A 19,449-nucleotide genomic window follows, 5' to 3' on the forward strand; every position below is an offset into this window, starting at 1 on the left:
AAATAAACCTCCGTTTGCTTTTATGAGTATTTTTCTGTTAAAAACCCTGTGTTCCTTTATCCAAGTTGAAAAGTGTTTGTTTAATACTATTTACAGTTCAAACTGTAAACGCTACCATAAAGTGTATCAATAGCATTTCGAAAAAATTCATCATTTATACTAAATTTCAATGAAAATATTTTTCAAAGTTATTATAGCTACACTTTTAAATTTAAAAATGATACATATATATTTGAATACATTACAGGAGGCAATATAAATGACGGATTATAAAGTCGCAATTGATATCGGAGGCACTGATATCAAAGCTGCTGTTTTAGATAACGGCTTAAATTTTGTAGATTATCAAAAAATACCCACACCGAATAATACCAATGAATACATCGTTGACAAAGTTTATGACATTGTTAAACATTTTCAAATGACCTATAAACTTTCACCACTGCATGTAGGCATTTCCAGCGCAGGTGTAATAGATGAAACCAATGGCGTGGTTGATTATACTGGCCCTACCATTCCTAATTTTAGGGGCACAAATTTCCCCAAACTGTTAGCATCACTCAATGCGGATGTCAAAATTTACAATGATGTTAATGCGGCTTTATTAGGAGAACTTTATTTTCATCAATATGATGTAGATAACATTTTTTGTCTTACTTTGGGAACTGGTATTGGTGGTGCTTTTTATAATCAAACTTTAGGTTTATACAATGGCACACGTCATCGTGCCAATGAGATTGGCTACCTACTATATCGCTCTGAAGATCAATTAACATTTGAACAACGCGCTTCTACTACAGCACTTAAATTTTTAATGAAATCCAAATCATTCCCTTATAGCGATGATGTGCCAATGCTATTTAAATTGGCGGATCAAGACAATGAACTCGCCTTAGATATTCTAAATGAATGGAGCTTTAATGTTGCAGAAGGCCTAGCACAAATACAAATCATGTATGATCCTGGTTTAATTCTGATTGGTGGAGGGATTTCTGCTCAAGATCAAACTTTACTTAAATATATCGTTCCTAAAATTCAGAATTTCCTTCCACCTGAATATGGTCATGCCGAAATTAAAACGACACACACTAAGAATCATGCTTCACTATTTGGTGCAGTTTCACAATTTTAATAATTAAAAAAAACGCACTTTATCAAAACCAAATATGGTTTGATAAAGTGCGCTTTTAAGTAACAACATCCTACATATAAAATGCTATTCATTCAGCACAGTCTTTTTCGTATGTTGATAGACATTATGCATATAATCGTCATCTAACAGTAAATAACTTACAATATCTATTAAAAAAAGTGTCGCTATTTGTGTATTGATAAATCTTGAATCATTGATTCTTGATTGAGCCGTAGTAATTAATACCAAGTCTGCACATTCCGTCAATGTACTACCTTCGTAATTTGTTATAGCAACCACATAGGCCCCACGCGCGTGTGCCACTTCAGCTGCTGCAATTAACTCAGCAGTTTCCCCACTATTTGAAATGGCAACAAATGTATCAGAAGTTGTTAATAATGATCCAAATATTTTCATTTGATGCGCATCTGTCGATACACTACCTTTTAATCCCATGCGCATCATTCTGTAATAAAACTCTGTCGCAGATAAACCAGAACTACCTAAACCCGCATAAATAATTTGTCTACTTCTCATGATTTGATTTACAAAACTTTGAATTTTTTCATCAGATATAAATTCACCAGTTTGTTGGATAATATCTTGATGATATTTATGAATACGCTGAATCAACGGACTATTTTCTATCACTTTATCCGTCATTTCTTGCTGTAAATTAAATTTTAAATCTTGGAAATTATCATAGTCTAATTTATTACTAAAGCGCGTAATCGTTGCTGGCGATGTTCCAATCGCATGCGCCAATGAATTGATTGTTGAAAATGAATCATCAAAATGATTACTTTGAATATATTCAACAATTTGTTTGTCTGTTTTTGTAAATAAATGATGATAGCGTTGAATGCGATTCTCAAATTTCATATAATCCCCTGCTTCCAAATTTTGATTTCATTATATTATAAATGAAAATGTTTTTCATAACAACGAAATGTATTGATTAATATTTTCTTGTGTTATATTGAAAATACAAATCTAATACAATATAAATATTCAATTAAATCTACTAAAGTTATGGAGAGTGCAATTATGTTACCACAGGGATTAATCGTATCGTGCCAAGCATTACCAGATGAACCATTACATTCATCTTTTATTATGTCTAAAATGGCCTTAGCAGCATATGAAGGTGGAGCCGTTGGTATCAGAGCGAATTCTAAAGCAGACATTATTGAAATCAAAAAAGAAGTCGACTTACCAGTAATTGGAATAGTAAAACGTGATTATGCGCATTCTGACGTTTTCATCACGGCTACAAGTAAAGAGATCGATGAATTAATTGAAAGTAACTGCGAAGTCATCGCATTAGATGCAACCAAACAAACTCGTCCTAAAGAATCATTATCAGAGCTTGTATCCTATATAAGAAATAAAGCACCAAACGTTGAAATTATGGCGGATATTTCTACACTTGAAGAAGCTAAAAATGCAGATGAACTTGGTTTCGACTATGTCGGCACTACGTTACGTGGGTATACGTCATATACAAAAGGTCATATTTTATATGAAAACAACTATCATTTTTTAAAAGATGTCTTGGCTCATGTAAATGCTAAAGTCATTGCTGAGGGTAATGTAATTACACCTGAAATGTTTAAAGATGTAACAGATTTAGGTGTTCATTGTACTGTTGTAGGTGGCGCGATAACAAGACCGAAAGAAATCACAAAACGTTTTATCAATGCTTTTGATAAATAATACAATAAAAAAGACCTTATCTTAAGAATGATCTGTATCGTGTCATCATTTCTATGATAAGGTCTTTTATTTAAACTTATACCGCTTCAGCTATAAATATTTTACGATCTTCCCAAGTATTTGTTTGTTCATTATAGTTGTCACAAGTAATTAACGTTAATTGTTTTTTACTAGACTTGTGTTCATCTAAAACTTGCACATCTTCAGGTTTGACATCAAATATTTTTGTGATTTTATAGACATTGTTCTTATTGCCTACTTTAAAGCGCACTTCACTGCCTTTTTTCGCTTCTTTTAAATTAGAAAATTGATAATCAGACGATCCGATATTAGTATGACCAGCAATGGCAATATTCTGATCATCTAGCGACTCATCCGCTTCTGCAAAGCTAACACCTCTATCTAACAGCTCAGGCGTTGCCGGTCCTGGATAAACAGGAGTCTTTATTTCTGCATCTGGGACTGTTAAGTATCCCACCATCTCAGATTTATCTTTTGGAATTTCCTGTTTGTTTTCTTTTTTATTTGCAGCATCTTTATCATACGTTTCTATTTTTTCTTCGCTTTCTTTTTCATGTAAATACTGGTCAATATGCGGTTTAGCGAATAAATAAATCGCTGCTAATATGAATAGCACACCAATTAAGGTAATGAGTCGATTCCCCCATTTTTTCATACACGTGTAACTCCTTTTCCAAATCATCTTTTCTTCAAATATTATAAATAAGTATAGCACAACTTATAATGTATGATGTACCTTAATCTAACTATACCAAAAGAAGTATAATGCTACTAAATGTTAACTTTTATAACATACATTTGCTAAATTTTGCACTGAGGTATTTAATGATTTTATTATTTAATTTGAAACATAGTAAAAACAAAGGATGGTCATATAATGATAAGACATGCTACTAAAAGTGATTTGCCAAATATTTTAGATATATATAATGATGCAATTTTAAATACAACTGCAGTATACTCGTATAAGCCACAGACCTTAGCATCACGTGAAATTTGGTTTGAAAATAAATCTCAAAATAATGAACCTATTTTTGTTTTCGAAGAACAAGGTGAAGCTGTTGCATTTGCTACTTATGGGTCTTTCCGTGATTGGCCTGCATACCAATACTCAATTGAACATTCTATATACGTAAATGAACATCATAGAGGTAAAGGCATCGCTTCACAACTACTCAAACAACTTATAAATCATGCTCAGGTTGAAGGTTATAAGACACTCGTTGCAGGTATTGATGCTACAAACGACAATAGTATTTATTTGCATAAAAAATTCGATTTCCAACACTCAGGTACGATACAAAATGTTGGTTATAAGTTCGATAAATGGTTAGATCTTGCATTTTATCAACTTGACTTAAGCAAATAAAACACGTCATTACGACATCAACTCACTTCTCCTATGCGTTTTAAAAATGCATGTTAGTGGTATATATTACTGTATATATATCAATTGAAAGAGTGTTTACATGTCAGTATTATCTAATGAAGAACGCGTGAAAATATTATCAGATATCATTGAAATTCAATCCGTAAATGAAAAAGAGTTAGATGTTGCACATTATTTACAAAAACTATTTAAACAATATGATATTAATTCCGAAATATTAGAATTAGAAGATGAATCTTCACGTGCAAACTTGGTGGCTGAAATTGGAAGTGGCAAACCTGTGGTTGGAGTTTCAGGACATATGGATGTCGTTACAACAGGTGATACAGAGCAATGGAACTATGATCCATTTAAATTAACAGAAGATGATCAGGGTAGATTACACGGCCGTGGTTCTGCTGATATGAAATCAGGGTTGGCAGCACTCGCTATTAGTTTAATAGAAATTAAAAAAGCAGGTACATTAAATCAAGGTACCATTCGCTTTATGGCCACTGCTGGTGAAGAAGTAACGAGTAATGGAGCTGCTTTATTGCATGAAAAAGGTTATATGGATGACGTTGAAGCATTATTAATTGCTGAGCCTTCACAAGATGGTATTGTTTATACTCACAAAGGTACGATGGATATCCAAGTGATTTCAAAAGGTAAATCCGCACATAGTTCAATGCCAGAACTTGGATTTAATGCTATTAATCCACTCGTTGATTTTATTCACTATTTAAATGTTGAATATAATAAAGTAGATGTTCGTAGTAAACTTTTAGGTACACCTACAATGAATTCAACGATTATCAATGGTGGCGATCAAGTGAATTCCATTCCTGAATACGCAGAATCATTATTTAATATGCGTACCATTCCTGCATATGATAATAAAAAATTCGAAAGCTTATTCAACAGTATAAAAGAAAAAGTAGAAAAAGAAGATAACGCCGATATTACTGTTAATCCTTATGTTAATCGTGATCCAGTATATACGACTGGTGACAATGAATTCTTAAAATCAGCAAAATCTTTAGGCGATGAATATTTCAACAGAGATTTAGATGTTACGTCTTCTACAGCAACTACTGATGCGTCTTATTTAATGAAAGATAAAGGTGAAGATTTCTCATTTGTTATGTATGGTCCAGGTGAAACAGGACAAGCGCATCAAGTTGACGAATATGTATATAAAGATACGTACTTAACATTCATTGATCTTTACACACAAATGCTTCCACAATATTTGAATGACTTTAAATAATCTAATATATTGTTTTTAATACAAGATGTACTAAAAGAGCTTGGGACACAAATAAGTGGCTCAAGCTCTTTTTCTATTTGGCAATGGGTATAGAGTTTATTTCTTCTTCAGTCAATATTAAATTCACTTATAACAACTATCAACATAAAGTAATCCAAAATTTTCACTAAACTTCACAATGTTATTTTATTATTTATTCATTTCTAACCATTTAACTAACTCATTAAGATTGCTCACAGTCATCGTAGGAGATTGGCCATTATAATCGAATTGTACTTTGTCACGATTTATCCAAACGGTATCAAAACCAAAGTTTGCAGCACCTGTAATATCCCATGAATTTGAGGAAACAAATAAAATCTCTTCTCTAGTCAAATGATAATAATTTAATATTAAAGCATAGCTCGCAGGACTTGGTTTATACTGTTTAATTTCGTCCACACTCATGACAGTGTCAATATATTCACTGATTTTCGAATTATCAACTAAAGGCATTAACATGCTATCATTACCATTCGATAGCACACCTATATCTATATTTTTAGCTTTTAAATCCGAAAATACTCTTGGTATTTCTTTAAAATAGTCTAGATCTAAAAAAGCATCAAACAATTGATTAATATCTTCTCTATTATATTGTACTTTGTGTTCATCTAACGTATATCGCAAAGCATCTTTAGTTAAATCATCAAAAGTGATATAACGTTGCATAATTTGTTTTAAAAACATATGTTGTAATTGTGTTTTTCTCCATAATTGTGAGATAGAAGATGCTTGCGCTTCATCAAATTGGTCCATATGCTTTTCAAGTGAAGATATATCAAAAATAGTGCCATACACATCAAAAATAATCGCTTTATACATCATTAACCTCCCCTTCATCCAAAAATCAAACTTACTTACTATTTATCACCAATTTAATCAATCAAAACCGTTTTTACTCAAATTCTATATATAGCTTACTAAACCTAATTAATTAAATTTTTTAATGTCTTCAATCATTCGATTCATATAAACACTTTAATTATAGTTAACATGCTAAATATTAAGAATTTTTAAAATTGCACCTATGCAGATTATATAATCTTAAAACGGTTATAGCATAGTAAAAAGGAGGCTGGTTGATATGAAAAAACTTTTTCTGGTAGATTTATTAAACTTGTTCTTCATAGCACTGGGTTATTTAATAATCATTGCAATCCTACTATTTTCATTCGACTTACTTGAAATTTAAACAACCGGTTCTGTTTTTCTAATGGCCCTGAGTCAGATTACTTTTGTTAATATTTTTAGTAATTCAGTATTCAATGGATTATTCACTTTATTTTTAATCATTTCTTCTCTAATCTTCATATATAAATCAATCGCTTTATATATATAAAGCAAATAAACGTGCACTTAATGATAATGCGACGTCATCATGAATACTTTATAGCAGTAATTAGTATTTATCGCAATTAAAATCGTTTTATCTTTAAAATTTTTTTGATTTAATATTGTAAAGATACATTATAAGTTATATAATATTCATATAGAATGTGTGTGTTTATATCGAGGCTTGTGATGTGCCGTTAATTATCATAGTTATATTCCATTCCCAGAATTAAACTTTATGCACCCATTTTAATCTATGATATAAAACTACATTCTTAAAATGTGCGCTTAATTGTGTGTGCATTAAAAAGAGAACTAAAGTCACATTCAGGCTGTGACTTTAGTTCTTCTATTTATAATCAATTTATTCAGGTTTACCATTAGGATAAACCATTACTTTTAATGATCCACTCTTATTCGTTCTCGCCTGTTCCATCGCTTCTTTTGCCTCATTTAAATCATAAGCATCCGTGAACATCGTGTTTAAATCTGCTGATGTGGACGCCAACATTTCTAGACCCATATCATACGTATTTGCGTATCTAAAAATACCTACAATATTGATTTCATGATTTGCTATAAAAGGAATGTTTAACTCAATATTTTCTTGTTGAGGTAAACCAACAATAGCTAATGTACCACCATTGTTTAAAGCAGCTAAAGCATTTTGTAGAGCAATTGGGTTACCCGCTGTCTCAAATGCATAATTAACACCTTTACCTTTTGTAATTTCATTAATTCGTGTAGCCACACCTTCTTCTTTAATATTAATTGCATGTGTTGCACCTAATTTTAATGCTTCGTCTAGACGTATTTTTTCAAGATCAGATACAATAATTTTTGTAGCACCAAATGCCTTGGCTGCCACAACTGCCATGAGCCCTACTGGTCCCATTCCCATAATAACCACTGTTGAGCCTGGTTGAACATTGGCTCTTTTACAAGCTTGCACACCTACAGAAAATGGTTCATTAAGGGTTGCCTCTTCGTATGATAATGCTTCTGGTATATGGAATAAAAAGCCCTCAGGATGGCTGATATATTGACTAAATGCACCGTCAACTGGCGGTGTTGCAAGAAATTCTACATCCGGACATAGATTGTATTTTCCTGATTTACAATACTCGCATTCACCACAAGGCACACCAGGTTCAATCGCTACTCTATCCCCGACTTTAAATCTTGTTACATTACTACCTACATCGGTCACTACACCTGAACACTCATGTCCTAGAATGAGAGGTTTTTCAACTACAAATTCACCTACACGTCCGTGCTCATAATAATGTACGTCTGAGCCACATACCCCTACAGCCATCACTTTTACCAAGACATCTGTTGCGCCTATCTTCGGCACTTTAACTTCTTTCATTTCCATATCAAATGGCTTATTTAATAATGAGATATTCATTGTTTCTGGTATATTTTTTTCCATAATTGTACTCCTCCTATATTATTTAATAGTTAATAATTGTTGCGTTAATGTCTGTGTTTGTTCATAAATTTGTCTATAAACGTTATAATACTGTTCATATTTTTTATGGTTTTCCAGGTTTGGATAATACGTTTTATCATATTCAATAAAAGCATCTACACAGTCTTCCATAGATTTAAACCAACCCAATCCATAAGCTGCCAGCATTGCTGCACCCATACCTGGTCCCTCCTCATATTTCAAAGGTGTGACCTCTGCGTTAAAGACGTCAGCTTGAAGCTGTAACCAAAAATTACTTTTAGATCCTCCACCAATCGAAATAACACGATTACTGTTACTGTTCGCTTGCATCATGTATCGATACGATTCATAAAGCGAGTATGTGATCCCTTCAATTGTTGCTCGTGCAAAATCAGCCTTAACTGTATTACTACTTAAACCAATAAAGCTGCCTCTTATATATGCATCACCATGAGGTGTACGTTCACCTTGTAAATATGGGGCAAATAGTAAACCATTGGCACCAATTTGAGATTCGGCAGCCTGTTGCACAATATCATCAAAGGATTCATCATCAAACATTGTACGTTTTAACCAATTCAAGCTATCTCCTGCACTCAAAGTCACCCCCATTGTATATGTCATTTGAGGCAATGCATGATTAAAATAATGTATATTGTTTCCTAATGATTTTTCATTTTCTTGTGAGCAAGTTAATACAACACCAGACGTTCCTATACTGCATAAAGCCTGTGCTTCATTTATAACCCCTGCTCCTAAGGCGCCACAAGCGTTATCAGCTCCGCCAGCAAATACAGCGACATCATTATCAAGCCCTAATGCTGCTTTTACATCTTCTGTTAAATTACCAACAAAATCATGCGAATTAATTAACTTAGGATATATATCACCTATTGCTAATTGTTCACCTACTCGTGTATCCCATTGCTTTGTATCTGTATTCAATAATAACGTACCTGCAGCATCACTATATTCCATTGAAATATCACCAGTCATTTTGTATCTAACATAATCTTTAGGTAGTAAAAACACATCTAATGCTTGCCAATGTGTTGGTTCATTCTCTTGTAGCCACAATAATTTAGGTAAAGTAAATCCTTCTAGTATTGGATTTTTCAGCAATGTTTCTCCAAACTGATTTTTGATTGATTGGCATTGTTGTGTCGTTCTTGTGTCATTCCATAAGATTGCATTTCTAATTGGTTCGCCTTGGTGATTCAGTGCTACTAATCCATGCATCTGTCCGGAGAACGATGCGCCAGATATTTTTTTATTTTTCAACTCATCTAACTTAAGCAGTTCTTTAATGCTTTTCATAACCGCTTCAACCCACGAATCTGGATCTTGTTCATTATAACCAGGTTCAGTTTGAATTAATGTCAATGGTTCACTCATTTGACCAACTACTTGCCCATCTCTATTAACTGCGATTGTTTTAACTGCACTTGTACCTAAATCGATACCTAGAACGACCTCTTCCACTAAAATCATTCCTTTACTAATTAGTTTGTGTTTGTTTATTCATTTCAGTTACTTTACGATCATCTATACCCGGTTGATGTACTTTTATAAAGTAAGTAATCACTGCACCCACGAAATAACAAATTGCAAATGCCCATACGACACCAACTTCATTAAATATTGGTAAGAACAGTGTTGCAATGGCTGGTGCAGCAAAATTACTCAAACCTGCAGCTAAATTATGTGATGATAACGTTGCACCAATATGTTCAGGTTCTAATGCAGTAAAAATTGCAAAAATTGGAACAAATGCTGACTGCGTAATACCAAATAACACTGCACATAAAATAGCAATAGCAAATATATCTCCACTCAATATTGGTAAATAATAGAAAAGTAACGTTGTAATGCCACATCCTATACAACCAAATAACATGACTTGGCGTTTCCATCCAATCTTATCCGCTACAATACCCCATACGACATCTCCTACAATACAAGTAATATGCATCGTTCCCCATGTCCATAGCCATTGTTGCATTGTAAAACCAATCGTATCTGTAAATAAAACAGGGAAAATAACGACTAATCCAAATAGAGAAAGCTGATTAATAATCCTAACTACAAACACTTTAATAATATCTGGATTTTTATAGACAATCCCCACTTCTTTAAGTACTTTTACATATCTTTCTTTAATAGGCTTATCCACATTAGGTTTAATATTTCTCTTGCCAACGACATAGAATGCAATTAATCCACCTACCCCGATCCAGATGACAGACATCCAAAGTGTGCCCATAAATCCTATATGAGGGATAGTAAAGCTTGGTAAATATGTACCAATCACACCCATACCTACTGAGAACATTGCCCAGAACCAACCTATAGCAGTTGCCAACCGCGCTTTATTCGTAATATATGTTACCCACACTAAAAATCCATATAAAAATAAAGGATAACCTAATCCTCTAATACCGTACATGAGCAACATCATACTGTAATTTTCTAAACCAAGCCCAAAAACTAAAAATAATATGTGAAATACTAACCAAATAACTGTTCCTAGAACCATCACTTTTCTCGGACCATAGACATCTGATAAAACTGCCGCTAACCATGAACCGACGACTACCATGACACCATATACTGTGAATACAAGTGATGCTTGTCCGCTTGAAAAACCTAAATCAACAATGTTTTTTGATAAAAATGCTTGTTCGATGCCATCACCTGTCATGAAAATGAATATTGCAATGAGCGCTGCAAATATGATTCTCGGTACTCCCATCCAAGTCTTTTCTCTCACGCTATTACTTGAAGTATCCAAATTAATTTCCCCCTTTATGATTAACCATCTTTTACTTAAACGTTTAAGTTAAATTCAATAAAAACCCATATAGTCATGGATTTTTTAAGTTTTATTAAATGAACACGATTCACGGATAATCAATTTTGTCGATAGTTTGATTGACGTTACATCCTTACCTTTAATCAATTTATAAATCATTTTTGCTGCAACCTGACCCATTTCTTTAACTGGTTGAGATATTACTGTAAGTTTAGGTGTATAAATTTCATTCCAATAACTATCATCAAAACCCACGATAATAACATCTTTTTTAATTTCTTTTTCACTTTCTTTTATGGCTTGTAACGCGCCTAACAGTAATAAATGATTCGTAGCAACAATTCCTTTAATCCCTTTACTTAGCAAAGTCTTCGTAGCTTCGTAACCACTATAGATTTGAGCATTTGTCCCTAATTGTTGATCACTATAATGAATTAATGACGGATTAACATTTAAATCAAACTCGGAAATAGCCTTATTATAGCCATTTTTCCTGCCGATTGTAGTGCTAATATTAGGATTCGCAAGTAGTAATCCCACTTCTTTACATGTACTTTCTAAAACACGTTTTGTTGCAATATAAGCCGCTTCTTCATTATCAACGGTTATAGACGGTAGGCTTGTAGATTCAAGCTCTCTGTCCAACGTCATTATCGGTATTTTCAACCACTCACGCTTCATTTGAAATTTTGATTTCACTGGCACAAGTATAATAGCGCTTACATTTTGTGATACAAATGTTTCTATTAAATCTTGTTGTTTGTCTTCATTTTCTTCTGAAGATGCAACGGCAACATGTAGATGATGTTTTTGACACTCGTGGCTTATCTCAGTTAACACTTCTGTAAAAAAAGGATTTTGGTCTGGGATAATAAATGCAATAATATTGGAACGTCCTGTCTTTAATCCCCTAGCAAATTGATTAGGTTCATAGTTCAATGTTTCTATGGCATTTAGCACCTTATCTTTGGTTTTATCACTTAATTCAGAACTTTTATTGTTCAACACGTTTGATACTGTGGCAATGGATACACCGGCCACACGAGCTACGTCATGCAAAGTAGGTTTATTATTTTTCATCTCTCTCACCTTAAACGTTTAAGTTATACTGTAGACTTTTACAAGTCAATATATACATTATAAGAACTAATCTTTGTTTTTGCAAGCGCTACCAAACAAATTTTGAATTTCCTCGCTTCAAGTTTTCTTAGACATCTTTTTATTAATCCAACACCCCAACTTTTTAATACCATCTGTACAAAATCTAAAATATAAATAAATTCACCCCTCATTAATTATTTCAAATAGTCTTTATATTAATAAATTTAGATATTCAACATTTTCAAACAATGAAGTTGTACAATAATAATATTATTATCTAAATCAATCGTTATTTATCTAGGCAAAGGTGATATTTGTGATTAGTTCCTTATCAATTAGAAATCATTACACAACTGAATTAAAAAGATGTATAAACAAAGTTATTATACTACTCCCCTTAAATAAACCTTGTAAAATCAATTTAAATGGATCAACGATTACCATTGAAGACGGGATCATCATTAACAACGCTGATCTATTTCAAATGTTCGATGTACAAGATTTAGTAGAACTAAGTTTGCCTTTACAATTATTTTTTGAAAAAGATACCTGTCTTTCAACCTCTTACTTTGATTTCAATCACATCAAACTTGTAGAACAGTTTAGAAATTTAATACTAGAGAATTTGCACTTACCCTTACAAGATGAAAACACTGCAAGTCTTTATATTTCAAATATCATTGACTTTTTAATTAAAGAAGCTAAAGTAACCTTAAATACAGTTTATATTCCACCACTTAATACCAAACATCCGCTATTGCAGCAAATAACTGAATATATACATAACAATATCTATCATAAAATAAGTACGAAGAATGTATCTAAAGCATTTTATATTTCACAATCATATATCTCAATATTATTTTCCAGTATTCTAAATATGAACTTTAAGCATTACACTACTTCATTAAGAATTGCTTTATCATTATTTGATTTAATACAAAATGATCAAAGTATTTATGATGTGGCTATCAAATATCAATTTACAAATGTAAGTACGTATTCAAAACATTTCAAATATTACATTCAGATGCCACCCAAAAAATATATTTATAATTTTAGGCAAGAATACTATAACGAGCCCAAACAAATTGATATAGATCAAGCTAAAACGATTCACTATTTTGCACAAATCCAAAAGTCAGCTAAACGTGTAGACCACATTGCAAAGACACTCAACTTATCAACATTATCTTTTAGCGATACTTTTAATGAACCTCATACATTCATACAATTAGAAAGACTTGATGACTTAGTACACTTTGATGCTATGATTTCAGAACAAAATGATATCCTTGTATTTCCAAAAATAAATATATCTATATTAGATACGCAAATCATTCATTTAAATGCCTTTAAATTACAACAAGTATTAACATCTATACACCAACTCATTGATAGAAATTATCACATTACGCTTAAAATTACGTCTAAATTTTTAACAAATCAATCTAGTACTTTTTTGCGTAAATTATTGCTTGAATTAAAAAATAACTTAAATCATATTACATTACAGTTAGATTTAACTTTTAATGAAGCTAAGTCGATGACTGAATCGATTAACAATATCAAACAGTCTTACCCACAAATAAAAATTGGTGTGATAATTGATAAGATTATTGAAAACAGTGCTAATATACTACAAATTCGTCGCTTTATGTCATTGTTAGAAACTGATTTATAATTTATTAACTTAGATTTAATATCTTTAGCAGAGTTAATCACACAAAAAATTTCACCTATACAACAGGACCTTGATTTAAAAGCACGTATCGTATTGTTTATTCACAGTTTAGGTTCTAAGCATGCTAAAAAATTGATATTCAATCACCTTACCCATAGTGCAATAAAAAGTTGCTATCACTACTCTAAACAAGAAACACATGTCGCAATAACTCAATTTCTTATTGAATTTAATCAACTTATTGGAGGATTTGGCTATCCTTACTATTCTGATGATTATGATCGCATCATGTTGTTCAATCAATATCAAAGTGCTATGCCAGTGGTTCATATTTACGGTTTGTTATCACCTTATTATAAGCAACCAATTACAACACTGCCTTATGCTATCGTCACAAAAACCAAAACACACTATCATATATTACTTTTTAATAATCTTAGCGAATCAACGATTTCAGTTAATATCAATCATCATTTCATTAAGTCATTTCCAATATTTTCTAGTTTAATCAATAGTGAATATGGTCTGATTAACAATTTAATACCTCAAAATATAAACCAAACCTATATAGATAAATCACTATTAAAACAAATAAACAGAACGAATTATCCACGTTTAAAATTAACAATGCATTATTTTAAAGATCCTTTGATTTTCAAGCTAACAAAATCTGCTTTACTTAACATTATGATTTCTATCAATTAAATCAAAAAAGAACCTGAGACATCCATTTATGCCTCAGGTTCTTTTGCATGCGCGCTAGCCCTAATATTCTCTTTATATCCTAGTCGTTCATATGCGCTACTTTATCCATGCACTCAATAACTTTATATTTCAAAAAATGATTGTAATTTCCCTAAAATTGCATCATTCATTGTATATTGATCTTTAACGTGCCCATTTTCTAAATGTAAGATTTCATCGGCACACGATAGTAATAGTTCATAGTCATGAGTGATCACTATAATGGTATGCCCATTAGTTGCTAAATCGTCGATGATTCCACTAATTTCTCGCATACGCTGACCATCTAAACCACTTGATGGTTCATCAAAAATAAGTATATCACGGCTTGTTTCTACTGCACTTGCAATAGCCAAACGTTGTTTCTCTCCTCCTGATAATGATAAAGGATGCCGTTCAATGTGCTGAGAAATACCATAATATTGTAACTGTTTTTGAATTGTTTCGTCATCTAAATCAGCATGACTTAAACGTAATTCTTCACCAACACTTTCTGCAAAAAGTTGATTATTTACATCTTGAAACACCAAATAGACATTGTTTAATCTATGTCCCCGCTTCAAAGTAACTTCATCATTATCAACTTTCCCTTTGAATTTACGTTCCACACCTGTTAAGCATCGTGCAAATGTAGATTTTCCCGAACCGTTATGCCCTATAACTGCTGTCACTTTACCTTTATTTAGTTCAATTTTAGGTATATTAATTGATAAAGGTAATCTAGGTTTATATTTAAAATTAAAATCTTTCAACGTTAACGTACCACATGCGACATTGTGATGAACTTTAGGTTTCATTTTATCTAAATGTGTTGTTCTCAATCCTAACTCTGCCAATGTTTCATGACTCAGTTTATTAAATGTATCCTTGTCATATTGTTTACGCATTGTGCCTTGTGCCAATATGATAAAGCGATCAACAACATCCATTAAATAATGCAAACGGTGTTCAGCTATAATAATGGTTTTACCTTCTTGCTTCCATATATTTAACATTTTTCGCAGTTTGCTGATTGTTTTGAAATCTAAATTTGATGAAGGTTCATCTAAAATAATGATATCGTGACCACTCACTTGAATCGTCGTACATGCTATTAACTGTTTTTCTCCACCAGAAAGATTAAATATACCTCTATCCAATAAATGTTCAATATTAAATTCATAGGCGCTGTTAGCAATTTGTGTATTAATTTCGTTTGGCTCCACACCAAAATTCTCAGGCTCAAAAGCAAGTTCACTTGTTGTATTTAAGCAGAAAAATTGTGAGCGTGGATTTTGAAAGACTGAGCCACTTACTTGTGAAACCTCATAAATAGATTGTTTAGTAATGTCTTTACCATTCACAATGATACGACCATCTATCTCTCCATGAAAGAAGTGTGGTATCGTCCCGTTCAATAATCGTGTTATGGTGGTTTTACCGCAACCTGATGCACCAGTTAAACAAATAACCTCACCATCATTAATAGTAAGGTTTATATCGTTTAAGATTTTTTCGCTATTGTCATAATTAAATGATACATTTTCAAATTGAATCATATTTTAACCTCACACTATATAGTAAGTTATACATAAAAGCAGTGTGCCAACTATGAATAACCAATCAAGCCAACGTATTTTCAACGTCACAATAGAACTTCTTTTATGTGTCAAATTCAATCCACGAGTAATGGATGCGATAGTCAATTCATTCCCTATTTTAATCACACTATTTAATAAAGGTACAATACGATACTCGATATATTGCATTGGTTTTTTAAACGCAAACCGTAAAGAAATCCCTCTTATTTTCATTGCATCCTTAATGGATGCTGATTCCATTCTTATTGTGGGTATAAATCTAAACATAACAGCAATTGGGATAGTTATTTTTCTAGATAACTTCATGCGTTCTAAACCTAAAATAAGCACTTCTACTTGTGTTGTCTTAAATATATAGTAACCCATGGCTAAAGAAGGCAAAAATCTTGTAATAATTCCAGAAGGTACAAACACGAGTAATGTTGCAACTTGGCTTTGTTCAATAGACACAAATGCTTCACCATACCAAGCAGCTACGGTTAGCACAATACAGGCAATGCCAATCTTATATTTCCCTATCACAATCAATAATAAGACGGGAATCACCATTATAATCAATCTGATAAATATGCCCTGACCCGTTACGCCACCTGTTAGTGAAATGAGTGAAATAATTAGCATGAGTCCAATTTTTATCCTTGGATCAAAGTTAAATATATGATTTTGACTTAATACTTGATTATACATTTTATATAATACCTGCCCGCTTAAAATGCTTTTTCAAAATGCCTTTAGCAATGTATGCACCTATCCAAGCACCAATAATTGTAGTGATAAGAATAATGGGAATCATACCAATAGAAAACAATCCTTCTACTGTCGCTTCATAATCTGTACCATATTTGTCTTGAATAAAAGCTAAATATGAATTTCTCATAAAATAAAACGGTAGTAAATTACCTATTGGCCAAAATGAAAAAATAATATAACCTATACTATTTAATTTCCAACTTTTATATTGGCCCATCGCCATAACCATATCTGCAATCACAATCACTGGCACGCTTAAAATCAAAGCCATCCAAGGATGCCCCATGATTGCTAATAATAAACTTACGACAACACCACAAATCGTTAATGCACCAAATTTCTGCGTTTTGGTAATAAGTAACATCACAGGTATGCCACCTACTAGCCCTATCATTGCAGGAAGTAACAACATAAAGATAGGTATAATACCTAAAATACCCGGTGGTGCTATAAAAATGAAGTATACTGCCGTAAAGAGTCCTATATTAATTAAATCTTTAACATCTATTTTACTTTTTGTCATCGGTAACTCCCTCTTCACATGAATCTAAAAGACAATCTATATATAAATTAATTATTATTAAATTAAGATATAAAAATCATTCATTTCAAACTTACTATAATTGAAAATCATTATCAATAACATTCGATTAAAAAAAATAGTAAGTCAGCTAATATTTCTTTAACTCACTTACTATTATATACCAACTAGTATTTTAAAACTAAATGGGGCGTTTCAATTTTGAAGTTCTTTTTCAGATCTTTATCTTTCACTTTTTCTCCAACAGACAGATGATAAGTAAGTGTGTCTTTTGTAGTCACAGACGTTAAATAACCATACGTAAACATATGAGGTAAGATGACAGCTGTCATCCCTTCAGATAGAATATAGTTAAATTCTAAGCTGCGTAGTTGTATTGTCTGTTTATCCTTAATTTCAACAGCTAACATTTCATTTAATTTGTTGCTCGTTATATAAAATGATAAATTATCGAAGTCTTTCGTAAAATATGGTGTAAATCGATAATACCGATTGTTATATTGGGTAATTGTGCTCGTTTCCTTACTATACGGGTACTTAACACGTTTATTGCCAATACGTTTCTCAATGGTCATATTATCCACACGCATCTCTAGATGTGCATCCCAGACTTTTTCTTTTATGAGATAAGGCATCAAATCATTTAAATCTGCCTTAAACTTAAATCTAGTCTGATTATTCATAGTTAAAGGTATATAAATAAATTCTTTTTTATTACGTGATAATAATTTGAGTTGAATCATTGAAGCAACATGGTTGGGATTAATAATAGAACTAATAAATTCTAACTCCAGTTCAAAACCTTGATCGTTAAATTCGAAATGTGACATTCTAATATCAGGCTTCACTAATTTTTTGAAGACAAAATACGGTTCACCTTCATCAAATTGTATTTTTAACGTTCCTTCTTGAGCACTGTAGCTATGAAACTTTCCATTTTTATAACTTTCTTCTACCATTTGGTAATGCTTCATGTCTTTTAGACGAGCGTAATGTAATAACGGTTTGAATGAATCATTCACTAATTCATCTACAGCTGTTGGTACTTTTTGAATAAAATCTCCTAACGCATCCATCCACGCTTCTTTTTTATCATCTGCAATTTTAAGAGAAAAGTTATTTGTTCTAGAGAATGAGAAATGTCTATCTATAAAATATCCTAGCACTTCATTTTTATTTTCTAATGGGCTGTTTAATATTTCTTCAGTAATTAATGACATCACTTTATAAAAATCTTCGGGTGAGACATACGCAGAACTCATATGTTCTCCCTCACGTTTAGTTGCATAATAGTAAGGCTTATCTGCAAGTACAGCAATTCGTTTCGCATTGACATATGCCTTCATTGTAAATAATTGATCTTCTGCACTTCTTAAGTCCTCTGGAAATTCGATTGCGTGATCACGTAATAATGAGGTTCTTTAGAACTTAGTTGGGCTAAGTGTATAAATAATTCTAGAATTGGCTAATGTGACTGCATCACTCGTTTCTTTAAACATGGATTTCGGTACACCACGACCATTCACGCCTTCCATTTTCACCAAGACCACATCTGCATGATTTTGATCAACAAATTTCGACACATCTTTTAATGTATCTTTATTAATGTAATCATCTGAATCTACGAAAAATACATATTCACCTTGCGCTAATTGTAAAGCCGTATTTCTAGGTTTACCTGGTCCGCCTGAATTTGTATCAAGTTGTTTTATTATCAAATTTAATTTATTTTTATAAGCTTCTACCACATTTAAAGTATTATCTGATGAACAATCATCTACCAAAATAACTTCAAAATCTTTTTTATCATAACTTTGATTTTGTAAACTGTTTAAAAGTTCTGCTATATATTTTTCTGAATTGTAACTTGGTACTATAATTGAAAATTTCATTATACTC

16 protein-coding genes and 1 pseudogene are annotated in these 19,449 nt (G+C 32.1%); 6 read left to right on the top strand and 11 right to left on the bottom strand.

From position 1 onward, the window contains the following. Positions 1–259 precede the first annotated feature (259 nt). Positions 260–1,132 (top strand): ROK family protein, encoded by an 873-nt coding sequence (locus L987_RS10700; RefSeq protein ID WP_047504592.1) that lies wholly within the window; start codon positions 260–262, stop codon positions 1,130–1,132. A gap of 84 nt (positions 1,133–1,216) precedes the next feature. Here the strand turns inward: L987_RS10700 and L987_RS10705 are convergent, their stop codons facing one another. Beyond that, entirely contained in the window at positions 1,217–2,014 is a 798-nt protein-coding gene (locus tag L987_RS10705) for a MurR/RpiR family transcriptional regulator (RefSeq protein ID WP_047504595.1), read from the bottom strand. 165 nt (positions 2,015–2,179) lie between these two features. Here L987_RS10705 and L987_RS10710 point away from each other — a divergent pair, with 165 nt between their 5' ends. Beyond that, entirely contained in the window at positions 2,180–2,848 is a 669-nt protein-coding gene (locus L987_RS10710; RefSeq protein WP_047504598.1) for an N-acetylmannosamine-6-phosphate 2-epimerase, read from the top strand. 76 nt (positions 2,849–2,924) lie between these two features. On the opposite strand, the gene srtA is transcribed toward L987_RS10710, so the two are convergent. Continuing rightward, on the bottom strand, positions 2,925–3,524 hold the full coding sequence (gene srtA / locus L987_RS10715; RefSeq protein WP_011302347.1) for a class A sortase SrtA: 600 nt from the start codon (positions 3,522–3,524) through the stop codon (positions 2,925–2,927). Between the two features lie 222 nt (positions 3,525–3,746). On the opposite strand from srtA, the gene L987_RS10720 reads away from it, so the two are divergent. Next, positions 3,747–4,238 carry a GNAT family N-acetyltransferase gene (locus tag L987_RS10720; protein ID WP_011302346.1) on the top strand — a complete coding sequence of 164 codons (492 nt, stop codon included), beginning with the start codon at positions 3,747–3,749 and terminating at the stop codon, positions 4,236–4,238. 100 nt (positions 4,239–4,338) lie between these two features. Further along, positions 4,339–5,508 (top strand): ArgE/DapE family deacylase, encoded by a 1,170-nt coding sequence (locus tag L987_RS10725; protein WP_047504601.1) that lies wholly within the window; start codon positions 4,339–4,341, stop codon positions 5,506–5,508. Between the two features lie 189 nt (positions 5,509–5,697). Here the strand turns inward: L987_RS10725 and L987_RS10730 are convergent, their stop codons facing one another. The 5 genes from L987_RS10730 to L987_RS10755 all read right to left on the bottom strand — a co-directional run bounded on the left by L987_RS10730 (position 5,698) and on the right by L987_RS10755 (position 12,230). Then, positions 5,698–6,372: a haloacid dehalogenase type II gene (locus tag L987_RS10730; protein WP_011302343.1), complete on the bottom strand. Its 675-nt coding sequence runs from the start codon at positions 6,370–6,372 to the stop codon at positions 5,698–5,700. A gap of 874 nt (positions 6,373–7,246) precedes the next feature. Then, entirely contained in the window at positions 7,247–8,317 is a 1,071-nt protein-coding gene (locus L987_RS10740) for an NAD(P)-dependent alcohol dehydrogenase (RefSeq protein WP_011302342.1), read from the bottom strand. Positions 8,318–8,335: 18 nt separating this feature from the next. Next, positions 8,336–9,829 (bottom strand): xylulokinase, encoded by a 1,494-nt coding sequence (gene xylB / locus L987_RS10745; protein ID WP_156676063.1) that lies wholly within the window; start codon positions 9,827–9,829, stop codon positions 8,336–8,338. A gap of 7 nt (positions 9,830–9,836) precedes the next feature. After that, positions 9,837–11,129 carry an MFS transporter gene (locus L987_RS10750; protein WP_047504604.1) on the bottom strand — a complete coding sequence of 431 codons (1,293 nt, stop codon included), beginning with the start codon at positions 11,127–11,129 and terminating at the stop codon, positions 9,837–9,839. Between the two features lie 84 nt (positions 11,130–11,213). Then, positions 11,214–12,230, bottom strand: a complete 1,017-nt coding sequence (locus tag L987_RS10755; protein WP_047504607.1) for a substrate-binding domain-containing protein — start codon at positions 12,228–12,230, stop codon at positions 11,214–11,216. A gap of 337 nt (positions 12,231–12,567) precedes the next feature. Here L987_RS10755 and L987_RS10760 point away from each other — a divergent pair, with 337 nt between their 5' ends. Beyond that, positions 12,568–13,935, top strand: a complete 1,368-nt coding sequence (locus tag L987_RS10760; RefSeq protein WP_231558590.1) for a helix-turn-helix domain-containing protein — start codon at positions 12,568–12,570, stop codon at positions 13,933–13,935. Between the two features lie 93 nt (positions 13,936–14,028). Further along, complete coding sequence (locus L987_RS14205) at positions 14,029–14,640, top strand: hypothetical protein (protein WP_231558591.1); 612 nt, start codon at positions 14,029–14,031, stop codon at positions 14,638–14,640. 122 nt (positions 14,641–14,762) lie between these two features. On the opposite strand, the gene L987_RS10765 is transcribed toward L987_RS14205, so the two are convergent. The 4 genes and pseudogenes from L987_RS10765 to L987_RS10780 all read right to left on the bottom strand — a co-directional run bounded on the left by L987_RS10765 (position 14,763) and on the right by L987_RS10780 (position 19,442). Further along, the gene (locus tag L987_RS10765) at positions 14,763–16,217 is read right to left on the bottom strand and encodes an ABC transporter ATP-binding protein (protein WP_047504610.1); all 1,455 of its coding nucleotides are present in this window, start codon (positions 16,215–16,217) and stop codon (positions 14,763–14,765) included. 9 nt (positions 16,218–16,226) lie between these two features. After that, positions 16,227–16,946: an energy-coupling factor transporter transmembrane component T gene (locus L987_RS10770; RefSeq protein ID WP_011302335.1), complete on the bottom strand. Its 720-nt coding sequence runs from the start codon at positions 16,944–16,946 to the stop codon at positions 16,227–16,229. A 1-nt stretch (position 16,947) separates the two neighbouring features. Continuing rightward, complete coding sequence (locus L987_RS10775; protein ID WP_002482316.1) at positions 16,948–17,532, bottom strand: MptD family putative ECF transporter S component; 585 nt, start codon at positions 17,530–17,532, stop codon at positions 16,948–16,950. Positions 17,533–17,717: 185 nt separating this feature from the next. Then, positions 17,718–19,442: pseudogene (locus L987_RS10780) on the bottom strand (glycosyltransferase family 2 protein). Positions 19,443–19,449 lie beyond the last annotated feature (7 nt).

This window comes from Staphylococcus sp. ZWU0021 (genome assembly GCF_000798895.1).
GTDB classification, from domain to species: domain Bacteria; phylum Bacillota; class Bacilli; order Staphylococcales; family Staphylococcaceae; genus Staphylococcus; species Staphylococcus saprophyticus.